This is a genomic window from Microbacterium sp. TW_SC_2, from assembly GCF_055361165.1.
This window is the reverse complement of the sequence record NZ_CM143952.1, coordinates 2,856,180-2,869,533: the sequence shown is the minus strand read 5'-3', so window position 1 is coordinate 2,869,533 and position 13,354 is coordinate 2,856,180. Positions and strand designations below refer to the sequence as shown.

Sequence of the window (13,354 nt, the reverse complement as noted above, 5' to 3'; positions counted from 1 at the left end):
CGCCGCCCGCCGCCCGCCGCCCGCCGCCCGCCGCCACGGGCGAGGCTCCGGGCTGCGCGGCGCCTGAGTCCTAGGCTGAGGCCATGTCCGAGTCGTCGTCTTCCCCGACGGATGCCGTGGCATCCGCCCCCCCTCGCCGATCGCGCGGTGGAGCTCGCCCGTCGCTGGGTGACCGAGGCGGCGGCCGTGGAGGTCGATCCCGCGGCGCGGCGACTGGCCGATGTGCTGCAGGACGCGAACGGACTGCCCTTCACGCTCGGCTTCGTCGACGGGGTGATGCGGCCGGAGAGTCTGAGCGCGGCGGCGTCGCAGCTGCACCGGATCGCGCCGATCGTGCCCGAGTTCCTGCCCTGGTACCTGCGCGGCGCCGTGCGGATCGGCGGCGGTATGGCCCCGATCCTGCCCAGCCCCGTCGTGCCCATCGCCCGGCGGATGCTGCGCGAGATGGTCGGACACCTCGTCGTCGACGCGCGTCCGGCGAAGCTGGGGCCGGCGATCGAGAGGATCCGCAGCTCCGGCTCACGACTCAACCTCAACCTGCTCGGCGAGGCCGTGCTGGGGGAGGCCGAGGCGCAGCGCCGGCTCGACGGCATCCACGAGCTGATCCGACGCGACGACGTCGACTACGTCTCGGTGAAGGTCTCGGCGATCATCAGCCACATCTCGATGTGGGCGTTCGACGAGGTCGTCGACCGGGTCGTGGAGCGCCTGCTGCCGTTGTACCTGACGGCGGCCACCCCCTCGCCGAGCACCGGTGCGCAGACCTTCATCAATCTCGACATGGAGGAGTACCGCGATCTCGACCTCACGATCGCGGTGTTCACCCGGCTGCTGGAAGACCCGCGGCTGCAGGGGCTGTCCGCCGGGATCGTGCTGCAGGCCTACCTGCCGGACGCCCTGCCGGCGCTGCAGGAGCTGACCGCGTGGGCCGGGGAGCGCTGGCAGCACGGCGGCGCGCCGATCAAGGTGCGTCTGGTGAAGGGCGCGAACCTGGCGATGGAGAACGTCGAGGCGCGCCTGCAAGGCTGGACCCCGGCGACCTACGACACCAAGCTCGACACCGACGCGAACTACCTGCGCTGCCTGGATTGGGCGCTGCGCCCCGAGAACACCCGGTCGGTGCACATCGGGGTGGCCGGACACAACCTGTTCGGCATCGCGTACGCCTGGCTCCTGGCCGGCGTGCGGGGCGTGCGCGACGCCGTCGAGTTCGAGATGCTGCTGGGGATGGCGCAGGGACAGGTGCAGGCGGTGGCCCGCGAGGTCGGCCCGGTGCTGCTCTACGTGCCGGTCGTGGCACCGGCCGAGTTCGACGTCGCGATCAGCTACCTCGTGCGGAGACTGGAGGAGAACGCCTCGGCGGAGAACTTCCTCTCCGCCGCCTTCCACCTCGACACCGACGAGTCGCTCTTCGTGCGCGAGCGGGACCGCTTCCTCGACGCGCTGGACCGCTCGTCCGAGGAGAGCCTGTGGCGCGGACCCCGCCGCACCCAGGACCGGCTCGCCCCGGTGCACGAGTCCGTGCGCCCGATGCCCGCCGCCCCTGATCCCGAGATCGAGCTCACGAAGGCCGTGCTCGGCATCTCCCGGGGCTCCGACGGCACCGACACCCACGACGGCGGCGAGGCGTTCCTCGAGACCGCCGTGTACTCCCCGCGCGAGTGGGATGCCGACACCGGCGGCGCCCCCGGATTCACGAACACGGCTGACAGCGACCCCGCGCTGCCCGCGAACCGGGAGTGGGCGGCGTCGGTGCGGGCCCGCATCGCGGACTCGACGGCCGGCGACGACACGCTCGCGCAGGCGCGCATCGATGACGCCGAGACCCTCGACCGCACCGTGCGCCAGGTGCAGGAAGCGGCCGCCGCATGGGGGTCCCGGCCGGCGACCGAGCGCGCCGAGGTGCTGCTGCGCGCGGCCGCCGCACTGGAATCGCGTCGCGGCGAGCTGATCGAGGTGGCGGCATCCGAGACGGGCAAGGTGTTCGCGGAGGCCGACGTCGAGGTCAGCGAAGCGGTCGACTTCGCCCGCTACTACGCCGCCAAGGCCCGCGAGCTCGACGCGATCTCGGGGGCGACCTTCGTGCCGGCGCGGGTGACCGTCGTCTCCCCGCCGTGGAACTTCCCGCTCGCGATCCCGGCCGGCGGGGTGCTCGCCGCGCTCGCCGCGGGCTCCGGTGTGGTGTTCACGCCCGCCCCGCAGGCGCGTCGGTGCGCCGCGGTGATCGCCGAGGCGCTGTGGCAGGTCGGGGTGCCGCGAGACGTGCTGGCCCTGATCGACATCGACGAGGACGCGCTCGGTCGGTCCCTCATCACGCACGACGCCGTCGACCGGGTCATCCTCACCGGCTCCTGGGACACCGCGGCGCTGTTCCGGTCCTGGCGTCCGGAGCTTCCGCTGCTCGCCGAGACGAGCGGCAAGAACGCGATCGTGATCATGCCCTCGGCGGATCTGGATCTCGCCGCGGCCGACCTCGTCAAGAGCGCCTTCAGCCATGCGGGGCAGAAGTGCTCCGCGGCATCGCTCGCGATCCTGGTGGGTCCCGTGGGTCGCTCGCAGCGGTTCGCCCGCCAGTTGGCGGATGCCGTGCGCTCCCTGCACGTCGGCTGGCCCACCGACCCGCTCGCCGAGGTCGGGCCGGTGATCGAGAAGCCGCAGGGCAAGCTCGCCTGGGCGCTGACCGAGCTCGAGGGCGACGAGCAGTGGCTGATCGAGCCGGCGGTGTCGACCGACGACCCGAGCGGACGGCTGTGGCGCCCCGGGGTGCGCGTGAACGTGCAGCCGGGATCGCGCTTCCACCTCGAGGAGTTCTTCGGCCCGGTGCTCGGGGTCATGCATGCGCCGACGCTGGCGCGCGCGATCGAGATGCAGAACGCGGTCGCCTACGGGCTGACGGCGGGGCTGCACACCCAGAACCCCGACGACCTGTCGCTGTGGCTCGACCGCGTGCAGGCGGGCAACCTCTACGTCAATCGCGGCATCACGGGAGCGATCGTGCAGCGTCAGCCCTTCGGCGGCTGGAAGCGCTCGGCGGTCGGTCCCGGAGCGAAGGCCGGCGGCCCGAATTACCTGATCGGTCTGGGATCCTGGCACGCGCAGCCGGGAGCGGCCACCTCGAGCACGCTGCACCTGCGCGGACTCGACTCCCGCATCACCGGGCTGATCGAATCGGCGCAGCCCTCGCTCGACTTCGAGGCGTTCGAGTGGCTGCGCCAGGCGGCGCTGTCGGACGCCCTCGCCTGGGGGCGCGAGTTCGGGCAGGTGCGCGACGTGTCGCACCTGACGGTCGAGCGCAACCTGTTCCGCTACCGCCCGGTGCCGGTCGAGATCCGGGCGACGGCGGATGCCGCGCTGCAGGACCTGTTGCGCATCGTGATCGCGGCCGTGCGCTCGGGGGCCGGATTCACGCTGTCCTCTCCGGTCGGGATGCCGGCGGCCGTGCGTCACGCGCTCGGCGACCTCGATGCCCCCGTGTTCCTGGAGAGCGACGAGGAGTGGACCCGGCGGATGACCCCGCGTCCCGCGCCCGCGGAGGGAGACGTCGCTCCGACGCCCCGTGCGGGCCGGGTGCGGCTGGTCGGCCCTCGTGCCGCCGTGGCCGCTCTCGCTTCCGCGCTCGCGGCGGCCGTCGAGGGCGATCCCGATCTCGCGGTGTACGACGGCGAGGTGACGGCGGCCGGGCGCATCGAGCTCCTGCCGTTCGTGCACGAGCAGGCGATCGCGATCACGGCGCACCGATTCGGCAATCCCGATCCGACCTTCCGCGACGTGATCTGACCCCGGCATCGGATGTAAAAGATTCTTGACACGCGCCGGGGTGGCGGGCTAGCCTCCTGATGTCAACAATCTTTTACATCAGGAGGATGCCGTGGCCTACGAGGAGCGCAACGTCTGGACGGGTCTCGTCGTCAGCATCATCGCGATCACGACCTACGTCACGATCGTGCTGCAGCAGGCGGGCGGAGGATCCCCCACCGAGGTCGACTGGTTCCCGCTCATGCTGTGGACCATCGGCCTGGGCATCGTGGTCACGATCCTCGCCAGCATCGTCTGGGGGCTGATCGCGCACGCCCGGGACCCCGAGGGCACCGGTCGCTCCGACATCCGCGACCGCGACATCAGCCGGATGGGCGCCCGCGTCGAGCAGGCCTTCGTCGCGATCGCCGGGATCGGGGTGATCGTGCTCTGCGCGCTCGGTGCCGACCTCTTCTGGATCGCGCACACGATGTTCGCCGGCTTCGCGGTTTCGGCGGTCGTCGGCAGCGTCGCCCGTGTGATCGCCTACCGCCGAGGACTGGTCTGATGGTCAAGCCCACCCGGGTCTCCAACAGCATCCGCGCGCACCGCGAAGCCGCCGGCCTCACCCAGGCCGAGCTCGCCCGCACCGTCGGCGTGACCCGCCAGACGCTTCTCGCGATCGAGCAGGAGAAGTACTCTCCGACGCTCGAACTCGCCTTCCAGATCGCCCGGGCCTTCGGCGTCGGGCTGGACGACCTCTTCACCTACCCGGAGCACTGACATGACCACGCACACGACCCCCACGATGACCGCCTGGCAGAACGCGCGCTACGGGCCGGCCGCCGGTGCCGCGCTCGCCGAGAGCCCGATCCCGACGCCCGGTCGCGGCGAGGTGCTGCTGCAGGTGCACGCCACCGCCCTCAACGCCGGCGACGTGCGGCTGATGCTCGGCGATCCGCTGCTCGTGCGTCCGGTGTTCGGACTCACGAAGCCGAAGAACCCGGTGCGCGGTATGGATGTCGCGGGGCGCGTGATCGCCCTGGGCCAGGACGTGACGGATGCCGCGGTCGGCGACGAGGTCGTCGTCGAGCTGCCGGGCGGTGGCGGACTCGCCCCGTTCGCCGTGGCCCCGGCCGCGCGACTCGCCCGTCGCCCCGAGTCGGTGTCGGTCGTGGACGCCGCGTGCCTGCCGATCGCGGGAGGAACCGCCTGGCAGGCGCTCGACCTCGCCCGCGTCGCCGCTGTCGACGCTGCCGATGCTGCCGACCGTCCGCCGCGCGTGCTCGTGATCGGCGCCTCGGGCGGAGTGGGCACCTTCGCGGTGCAGCTCGCCGCCCTCCGCGGTGCCGAGGTGTGGGCGACCTGCGGGGAGCGCAACCGCGCCCTGGTCGAGGAGCTCGGTGCCGCGCGGGTGCTCGACCACCGCACGAGCCCGCTCGACGCCCTCCCCGCCGCGCACTTCGACGCCGTGATCGACGTGGTCGGCGGCCTGCCCTTGCGTCCGCTGCAGCGCCTGGTGCGGGCGGGCGGGACGGTGGTGCTGGTGTCGGGCGACGGCGGACCCGTGCTCGGCCCCCTCCCGCGGATGCTCAAGGCCGCCGTCCTGTCGGTCGGCTCGGCCCGGCGCATCCGTCCGCTCGCGGCCGCCGCGAAGCCGGAGATCGTGCGCGAGCTGCTCGCGCTCGTGGCGGCCGGATCGCTGCGACCGGTGATCGAGCGCGAACACCCCTTCGCCGAGGCATCCGCCGCCCTCGCCCACCTCGAAGCGGGTCACACGGTCGGCAAGATCGTGGTCCGCGCGGGATGAGTCGGATGCCGGGACCCGGGCGCGCGCTCTGGCGGGCCACAGGCAGCGGATGACACAATGGGATCTGGCGTGCCCGGAGCGCATCTTCCTCGCCACCCGCTCCTCGAGAGCTGCGGGTCGAAGGACCGTCGGGCCCCTGGACAGCGTCCGCCGCGTCCTGTTCCGAGGAGCATCCATGTCGTTCGAAAACACGATGACCACACCGGAGACCGCGGTCGCGGCCGCACCGCGCACCGCGCACCACCGGCGCTACCTGATGTGCAGCCCCGCGCACTTCACGGTGAACTACTCCATCAACCCGTGGATGGAGCCGGCCAAGCCGACCGACACCGCCCGGGCCGTCGCCCAGTGGCAGAAGCTCCACGACCTCTACCTCGAGCTGGGTCACGAGGTCGAGCTCATCGAGCCGCTCGCCGACTACCCCGACATGGTCTACACGGCCAACGGCGGCTTCCTGATCGACGGCCGCGCCTACGTGCCGAAGTTCCGCTTCGAGCAGCGTGCGGGCGAGGCCCCCGCGTTCGCCGACTGGTTCCGCGCCGCCGGCTACGACACCGTCATCCCCGAAGAGGTCAACGAGGGCGAGGGCGACTTCCTGCTCGTCGGCGACGTGATCCTCGCCGGCACCGGGTTCCGCTCCACCGGCGACAGCCACCGCGAGGTGGGGGAGATCTTCGGCCGCGAGGTCGTGTCGCTGAACCTCGTCGACCCGCGGTTCTACCACCTCGACACCGCGATCGCGGTACTCGACCCGGTGCAGGGCGTGGAGAACGGCGGCCCCGAGCGCGCCAACATCGCCTACCTCCCCGGTGCCTTCGACGACGCCAGCCGCGCCGTGCTGGAGGAGCGCTTCCCCGACGCCATCCTGGTGTCGGATGAGGACGGCTCGGTGTTCGGGCTGAACTCCGCCAGCGACGGCTACAACGTGGTGATCTCGCCGCGCGCGACGGGCTTCGAGAAGCAGCTGCGCGAGCGCGGTTACAACCCGATCATGATCGACCTGTCCGAGCTGCTGCTCGGCGGCGGCGGCATCAAGTGCTGCACGCTCGAGCTGCGCGGTGCGAAGTGACGACGACGGGAGCGGTGGTTCCTGAGGGAGCGCAGCAAGACGCGGGGCACGTCGCCCACAACTACCACCCGCTGCCCGTGACGATCGCCCGGGGCGAGGGCGCGTGGGTCACCGACGTCGAGGGCAAGCGCTACCTCGACCTGCTCGCGGCGTACTCGGCCGTGAACTTCGGCCACCGGCATCCGGCTCTCGTCGCCGCCCTGACCGAGCAGCTGGGTCGGGTCGCACTCATCAGCCGCGCGTTCGACAGCGATCGGCTCGAGCCGTTCGCCGCCGCTCTCGCCGGGCTCGCCGGCAAGGACCTCGTGCTGCCGATGAACACCGGGGCGGAAGCCGTCGAGACCGGGATCAAGGTGGCCCGCGCCTGGGGCTACCGGGTCAAGGGCATCGCGGAGGGCCGCGCGCGCATCGTCGTGGCGGCGGGCAACTTCCACGGACGCACCACCACGATCGTCAGCTTCAGCGACGACGACTCGGCGCGTGACGACTTCGGTCCGTACACGCCGGGCTTCGACGTGGTCCCCTACGGTGATGCGGAGGCCATCGCCGCCGCCATCACGGAGGACACGGCCGCGGTGCTCGTCGAGCCGATCCAGGGCGAGGCGGGCGTGGTGATCCCGCCCGAGGGGTACCTGCGCCGCATCCGCGAGATCTGCGACGAGAAGAACGTGCTGTTCATCGCGGACGAGATCCAGTCGGGACTCGGCCGCGTCGGCGAGACGTTCGCGTGCGACCGCGAGGGCGTCGTGCCCGATCTGTACCTGCTGGGCAAGGCGCTCGGTGGCGGCATCCTGCCCGTCTCCGCCGTCGTCGGGAACGCCGATGTGCTGGGGGTCATCCGTCCGGGCGAGCACGGCTCGACGTTCGGCGGCAACCCGCTCGCCGCGGCCGTGGGTCTGCGCGTGGTCGAGATGCTCGAGTCGGGGGAGTTCCAGGAGCGCGCCCGTGCGCTCGGGGAGCACCTCGAGCCGCAGTTGCGGTCGCTCATCGGCCACGGGGTGACCGAGGTGCGCATCGCCGGCCTGTGGGCCGGAGTCGACATCGACCCGGCACGCGGCACCGGCCGCGAGATCGCGGAGAAGCTCCTCGCGCGCGGCGTGCTCGTGAAGGACACGCACGGCCAGACGATCCGCATCGCTCCGCCGCTCGTGATCCGCGCGACAGAACTCGACTGGGCCGTCGAGCAGCTCAAGCTCGTCCTGTCCGCCTGACGCGCCCCACCCTGCCTGCTTGACGGACTGCCCGCCGAGCCACCCCTTTGTGATCGAACCACCCCTTTAAATGCGTCTACAAGGGGGCCGGTCGAACAGAAAGGGGCCGTTCGGCGGGGAGGGCAGGGGAAGGCGAGGGGAGACTAGCCGGGAGCGTTGTCGGGGTCGAGAAGCTTCAGCGTCTCCTCCTCGGCGGGGTTGTCGGCCTGCAGCTGATCCTCGGTGTGCTCGTCACCGCCCAGCGGTGCGGGGGCCTCGCCGTCGCGGTTCGCGTCGCCCTGGATCGCGCCGTTCGTGGCGTGACCCTCCGAGCTGTCGCCCTGGATCGCGCCGTGCGGGGAGTCGCCGTGCGAGCTGTCGCCCTGGATCGCGCCGCCCTGGCTCGCGCCCTGGGGGTCGCTTCCTTCGGAGCCGTCGGCGCCCGTCGCGCCCTCGGCCGGATCCTGCGGGTGGGGTGTCGTGTTCTCGTCCATGGGAGTGAGACTACGCCCGCTCCCACCCGCCGCGCAGGCCCTTGACAGGGGCGTGCCACGCGGCGCCGGACGCGCGGCTCAGTCCTGAGGTTTCGCCGACCGGATCGGCGTGGTGACCGCGGCCTCATCGCTGAACTCGACCGGATCAACCTCGTCGATGATGCTCAGCGGACGCGTCTCGTCCATGGTGAGCAGGAAGCGCCGGTTCTCATGCCGGTGCAGGCGTCCGGACGAGAACACCCAGATCGCCCCGATCGCACAGGCGACGAGCCCGGCCGTTCCGCCGAGCATGATGGCGGTGCGGGGGCCGAAGGCGTCGGCCACCCATCCGGCGATCGGGGCGCCGACCGGGGTCGATCCCATGATGACCGCCATGTACAGCGCGAGCACCCGTCCGCGCAGGGCCGGGTCGGTGGTCATCTGCACGTAGCCGTTCGCGGTGGTCAACAGGGTCACGATCATGAATCCGGTGAACATCAGCGTCACGGCGTACGAGGCGTAGCTCGGCATCGCGGACGACACGAACGCGGCGACACCGAAGCCGCCGGCGGCGAAGATCACCACGCGCACCCGGGCGCGGTCGCGGCGTGCGGCCAGCAGCGCGCCCGCGAGCGAGCCGATCGCGAGGATCGAGCTGAGCACGCCGTAGCCGTCGGCACCGGCGCCGAACTCGATCGCCATGGTCGAGGCGAAGATCGGGAAGTTCATGCCGAAGGCGCCGATCAGGAACACGGTGACGAAGACCACGCGCAGATCGCTCCGCCCCCAGACGTACCGGAACCCGGCGGCCAGTCCGCCGCGGCTGCGGTTCTTCAGGCGGGGGGCGAGCAGCTCGCGGTGCAGCATCAGCAGCGCCAGGATCATGGCCAGGAAGGTCGCGGCGTTCACGATGAACACCCATCCGGAGCCGATCGCGACGATCAGCAGGCCACCCACGGCGGGCCCGATCATGCGCGCGAGGTTGAAGGATGCCGAGTTCAGCGCGACCGCGTTGGAGGTGTCGCCGGATGACACCATGTCGGAGACGAAGGCCTGCCGTGCCGGAGCGTCGAAGGCGTTCACCACACCGAATCCGAGCGCGAAGCCGAACATCATCGGCAGGGTCATCAGACCGTTCAGCAGCAGGACGCCGACCGCGATCGCGAGTCCGAGCAGCGCCGACTGGGTCACCATCAGGATGCGGCGCCGGTCGAAGCGGTCCGCGACCAGGCCGGTGAGGCTCACGAGCACCAGCGGAGGGCCGAACTGCAGCGCCATCGTGATGCCCATCGCGGTGGCGTCGTTGTCGGTGAGCTCGGTGAGGACGACCCAGTCCTGGGCCGTGGCCTGCATCCAGCCGCCGACGTTGGAGACCAGGGCGCCGGCGAACCAGATGCGGTAGTTGATGTTCGCGAACGAACGGAACATGGCGCTCATCGTTCCACCGCCCGTCGCATCAGGGCGCTGGCCTCGCGCAGGGTGGCGAGTTCTTCCTCGGTGTAGTCGACCTCACGGAGCATGTCGGCCAGGAGCTCGTCGCGACGACGGATGGTCTCGACGACGATCTCGGTGCCGGCGTCGGTGATGTCGACCTGCACGCGCCGCCGGTCGTCCTCGTCGGGCGTGCGGTCGACGAAGCCCTGCTCCTCGAGGCCGTTGACGATGTTCGTCATCGACGGCGCGGTCACGCGTTGGCGTTCGGCGAGCGTGGTGATCGTGCGGCGACCGTTGGCGCGCAGCTCGGCGAGCACCGCGAGCTGGGCATCGCTCATCGAGTCGGTGGCGCGCACGCATCGCAGGCGGCGGGCCATCCGGAACGTGGCCATGCGGAGGTCTGTGGCGGTCAGGTGGAGAGACTCTTCAGACGCAGACATTGTTTAGTTAGCCTATCTAATCTTTCCGGCCGATATGCCGGATTGTCCGATCCGACGAACGCACCGGTGTCGATCCGTCGAATCCGACCAGGGAGAGGGCGGATGTCGATGCCTAGAGTGAGGGCATGCACAGCCCCTCTCAGGTCGGTGAACTCCTGCACTCCACGCTCGGATCGCAAGCCCGGAAGCGCGGCGTGCCCGCCGCCTCGGTCGCGGTGGTGATCGACGGAGAGATCGTCGAGCATGCCGTGGGTCTGCTCAGCACCGCGACCCGCGTCGAGGCCACGGTCGATTCGGTCTTCCAGATCGGATCGATCACCAAGGTGTGGACCGCGACGATGGTGATGCAACTGGTCGACGAGGGGCTCGTCGACCTCGATGCGCCGATCCGCCGTTACGTGCCGGAGTTCGCGGTCGGGGACGAGACGGCCGCCGCGGCCATCACCGTGCGTCAGCTGCTCAGCCACCGGTCGGGCTTCGAGGGCGACATCTTCACCGACACCGGACGCGGCGACGACGCCGTCGAGAAGTACATCGCGCTGCTCGCGGACGCGGTGCAGACCTTCCCGCCCGGCGCGCTCTTCTCGTACAGCAACGCCGGCTACGTGCTCCTCGGCCGCATGATCGAGCTCCTGCGGGAGACGACCTGGGAAGAGGCGCTGCTCGCCCGCATCGCGACGCCGCTCGGACTGGCGACGGTCTCGCCGAGCCCCTACGAGGCCATCCTGCACCGCGTCGCCGTCGGGCACCTCGACGCCGAAGACGGCGGGGAGCCGCAGCCGGCGCCGTTCTGGGCCATGGCGCGGTCGAACGAACCCGCAGGCTCCATGCTCGCGATGTCGGCCCGCGATCTCGCGGTCTTCGCGCGCGCGCACCTGCAGGCCGCGGATGCGTCGTCGACCGACGGGGAGGACGGCGAGAGCGCCCTCCTCTCCCGTGACGCCGCGACGACCATGCGCACCGCGGCGGTGCGACTGCCGCGGCTGGCCGGCATGGGCGCGGCCTGGGGACTCGGCTGGGAGATCGACCGCGACGGGGAGAATCCGCTGTTCGGCCACGACGGCAACACCGTCGGCCAGTCGTCGTTCCTCCGGATCGCGCCGGATGCCGGCGTCGCGGTGGTGCTGCTCACCAACGGCGGAGACGGCGCCGGACTCTTCCACGACGTCGCCGATGCGCTCCTGCGCGATCTGACCGGCGAGGGCCTTCCGCCCGCGCCGACCCCGCCGGCGGCATCCGCAGCGTCCACGACGCCCCGCGCCGTGGACGGGTATCTCGGCGTCTACTCCAACTCCACGATGGAGATGGAGGTGTCGCAGGACGACGAGGGACGCCTGTGGCTGGAGCAGCGCCCGAAGCCCGAACTCCTCGCCCTCGGGGCGCAGCCGTCGACCGACGAGCTCGCTTGGTTCGAAGACGGATCGCTCATCCTGCGCGAGCGCAAGAGCGGCATGCACCTCGTGCTCGCCTTCCTCGATCCCGCGTCCGACGGGCGCGCGTCCTACATCCACTTCGGTCGCGCCGTTCCGCGAACACGATGACCGTCCGGACGCCGTCACGTCGCGTCCCGCCTCCCGCGCACCCGATCCCCCTGCCAGAAGGAACGTCATGACACCGAAACGCACCGCCGTCACCGCCGTCGTCACCGTGACCGCTCTCGCATCCCTGCTCGTCGCCTGCGGAACAGAGGGGGGAGGAGGCGGCGGAGGCGATCCGGTCGCGGGCGGCACGTTCACGACGCTCCTCGGCTCCGACCCGGGGAACCTCGACCCGCAGCTCTCGGCGGGCAGCGCGCTGTTCGACATCAGCAAGCTCGCCTACGACACCCTCGTGAGCATCGACGCCGACGGCGAGGTGCGCAGCCAGCTCGCCTCCGAATGGAACGTCGACGGAACGACCGCGACCCTGACGATCAACGAGGGCATCACGTGCGGCGACGGCAGCGACTTCACGGCGCAGACGGCCGCGGACAACCTGAACTGGATCTCCGACCCAGCCAACGAGAGCGGCTTCCTCGGCGCCTTCCTGCCGGTGGGAGTCACCAGCGTCGCCGAGGGCGACACGGTCACGATGACGCTCGCCAGCCCGGCGCCGTTCCTGCTGCTCGGCCTCGGCGGACTGCCGATGGTCTGCGGCAGCTCTCTGACCGATCGTGACGGCCTCGCGGCGGGCACCGACGGCACCGGCCCGTACGTGCTGACCGAGGCCGTGCCGAGCGATCACTACACCTACGAGCTCCGCGAGGACTACGCCTGGGGACCGGGCGGCGCCACGGTCGACGAGCCCGGCATCCCGGCGAAGGTCACCGTGCGCGTCGTCTCCGACGGCACGACCGCGGCGAACCTGCTCCTCTCCGGAGAGGCCAACGCGGCGCAGCTCACCGGACCCGACGCCGACCGGGCGATCGGCGCCGGTCTGTTCCAGCGGGAGGCCACGGCCATCGCGGGCGAGCAGTGGTACAACCACGCCGAGGGGCACCCGACCAGCGACCCCGCCGTCCGCAAGGCGCTCACGCAGGCGGTCGACCTCGACGAACTCGCGAACGTCCTCACCGCCGGCAAGGGCGGACGGGCCACCGCGCTCGCCGTCGTGGAGCCGACCGTGTGCACCTACGACGCGATCTCGGGCTCGCTTCCCGAGTTCGACGTGGATGCGGCGAACGCCACGCTCGACGAGGCCGGATGGGTGCGCGGCGCCGACGGCGTGCGCGAGAAGGACGGCACCCGGCTCAGCCTGACCTTCCTCTACGAGAACAGCCTGGGGGCCGCGGCCGCCGCGGCCGCCGAGCTCGCGCTCGCGGCGTGGGACGAGATCGGCGCCGAGGTCGACGGCAAGCAGCAGGACGAGAGCGCGCTGCTCGAGGCGACCTTCAGCACCGGCGCGTGGGACATCAGCTGGCTGACCCTGAGCGTGAGCAGCCCGGATCAGGCGATCGGCTTCGTCAGCGGAGCGGTTCCGCCCGAGGGGTCGAACTTCTCGGCCATCCAGAACGACGACTACACCGCCGCCGTCACCGAGGCATCGCAGCTGAACGGGAGCGAGGGGTGCGGCACGTGGGAAGAGGCCGAGAAGGCCCTGTTCGCGGCATCCGACATGGTGCCGTTCGCGAACGCCACCATCTACATGTTCGGCAACGGCGCCGAATTCGAGTGGCTCGGCGTGATCGAGCCCACCAGCGTGCGCCTGGTCGGCTGAGCCCCGGT

11 protein-coding genes are annotated in these 13,354 nt (G+C 71.3%); 8 read left to right on the top strand and 3 right to left on the bottom strand.

All coding sequences use genetic code 11. From position 1 onward, the window contains the following. Positions 1-111 precede the first annotated feature (111 nt). The 6 genes from ACWA14_RS13930 (at position 112) to rocD (ending at position 7,825) form a co-directional block, all read left to right on the top strand. Complete coding sequence (locus ACWA14_RS13930) at positions 112-3,777, top strand: proline dehydrogenase family protein (protein WP_463794603.1); 3,666 nt, start codon at positions 112-114, stop codon at positions 3,775-3,777. A 91-nt stretch (positions 3,778-3,868) separates the two neighbouring features. Beyond that, positions 3,869-4,303, top strand: coding sequence for a hypothetical protein (locus tag ACWA14_RS13925; protein WP_463794601.1), 435 nt, complete (start codon positions 3,869-3,871; stop codon positions 4,301-4,303). Continuing rightward, the gene (locus ACWA14_RS13920) at positions 4,303-4,518 is read left to right on the top strand and encodes a helix-turn-helix transcriptional regulator (protein ID WP_463794598.1); all 216 of its coding nucleotides are present in this window, start codon (positions 4,303-4,305) and stop codon (positions 4,516-4,518) included. The genes ACWA14_RS13925 and ACWA14_RS13920 overlap by 1 nt, the downstream gene beginning before the upstream one ends. A gap of 1 nt (position 4,519) precedes the next feature. Beyond that, positions 4,520-5,545 carry an NAD(P)-dependent alcohol dehydrogenase gene (locus ACWA14_RS13915; RefSeq protein ID WP_463794596.1) on the top strand — a complete coding sequence of 342 codons (1,026 nt, stop codon included), beginning with the start codon at positions 4,520-4,522 and terminating at the stop codon, positions 5,543-5,545. Positions 5,546-5,738: 193 nt separating this feature from the next. Continuing rightward, a complete protein-coding gene (gene ddaH, locus ACWA14_RS13910) occupies positions 5,739-6,614 on the top strand; it encodes a dimethylargininase (RefSeq protein WP_463797448.1) in 876 nt (291 codons plus the stop codon). A 14-nt stretch (positions 6,615-6,628) separates the two neighbouring features. After that, positions 6,629-7,825 (top strand): ornithine--oxo-acid transaminase, encoded by a 1,197-nt coding sequence (rocD, locus tag ACWA14_RS13905; protein WP_463794594.1) that lies wholly within the window; start codon positions 6,629-6,631, stop codon positions 7,823-7,825. Between the two features lie 143 nt (positions 7,826-7,968). Here rocD and ACWA14_RS13900 read toward each other — a convergent pair whose 3' ends face one another. From ACWA14_RS13900 to ACWA14_RS13890, 3 genes are all read right to left on the bottom strand, one after another. After that, positions 7,969-8,298: a hypothetical protein gene (locus ACWA14_RS13900; protein ID WP_463794591.1), complete on the bottom strand. Its 330-nt coding sequence runs from the start codon at positions 8,296-8,298 to the stop codon at positions 7,969-7,971. Positions 8,299-8,376: 78 nt separating this feature from the next. Next, a complete protein-coding gene (locus tag ACWA14_RS13895) occupies positions 8,377-9,705 on the bottom strand; it encodes an MFS transporter (RefSeq protein ID WP_463794589.1) in 1,329 nt (442 codons plus the stop codon). Positions 9,706-9,710: 5 nt separating this feature from the next. Continuing rightward, a complete protein-coding gene (locus ACWA14_RS13890; RefSeq protein ID WP_463794587.1) occupies positions 9,711-10,103 on the bottom strand; it encodes a MarR family winged helix-turn-helix transcriptional regulator in 393 nt (130 codons plus the stop codon). Between the two features lie 173 nt (positions 10,104-10,276). Here ACWA14_RS13890 and ACWA14_RS13885 point away from each other — a divergent pair, with 173 nt between their 5' ends. Together ACWA14_RS13885 and ACWA14_RS13880 are read left to right on the top strand one after the other, a co-directional pair. Continuing rightward, positions 10,277-11,692, top strand: coding sequence for a serine hydrolase domain-containing protein (locus ACWA14_RS13885; RefSeq protein WP_463794585.1), 1,416 nt, complete (start codon positions 10,277-10,279; stop codon positions 11,690-11,692). A gap of 67 nt (positions 11,693-11,759) precedes the next feature. Next, on the top strand, positions 11,760-13,346 hold the full coding sequence (locus ACWA14_RS13880; RefSeq protein WP_463794582.1) for an ABC transporter substrate-binding protein: 1,587 nt from the start codon (positions 11,760-11,762) through the stop codon (positions 13,344-13,346). The last annotated feature ends 8 nt before the right edge of the window (positions 13,347-13,354 follow it).

Excerpts from the sequence above, each read along its gene's own strand:
- ACWA14_RS13900 (WP_463794591.1), bottom strand. The coding sequence starts at position 8,298 with ATGGACGAGAACACGACACCCCACCCGCAGGATCCGGCCGAGGGCGCG.
- ACWA14_RS13885 (WP_463794585.1), top strand. The coding sequence starts at position 10,277 with ATGCACAGCCCCTCTCAGGTCGGTGAACTCCTGCACTCCACGCTCGGA.
- ACWA14_RS13880 (WP_463794582.1), top strand. The coding sequence starts at position 11,760 with ATGACACCGAAACGCACCGCCGTCACCGCCGTCGTCACCGTGACCGCT.
- ACWA14_RS13920 (WP_463794598.1), top strand. The coding sequence starts at position 4,303 with ATGGTCAAGCCCACCCGGGTCTCCAACAGCATCCGCGCGCACCGCGAA.
- ACWA14_RS13930 (WP_463794603.1), top strand. The coding sequence starts at position 112 with ATGCCGTGGCATCCGCCCCCCCTCGCCGATCGCGCGGTGGAGCTCGCC.
- ACWA14_RS13915 (WP_463794596.1), top strand. The coding sequence starts at position 4,520 with ATGACCACGCACACGACCCCCACGATGACCGCCTGGCAGAACGCGCGC.
- ACWA14_RS13895 (WP_463794589.1), bottom strand. The coding sequence starts at position 9,705 with ATGTTCCGTTCGTTCGCGAACATCAACTACCGCATCTGGTTCGCCGGC.
- ddaH (WP_463797448.1), top strand. The coding sequence starts at position 5,739 with ATGACCACACCGGAGACCGCGGTCGCGGCCGCACCGCGCACCGCGCAC.
- ACWA14_RS13890 (WP_463794587.1), bottom strand. The coding sequence starts at position 10,103 with ATGGCCACGTTCCGGATGGCCCGCCGCCTGCGATGCGTGCGCGCCACC.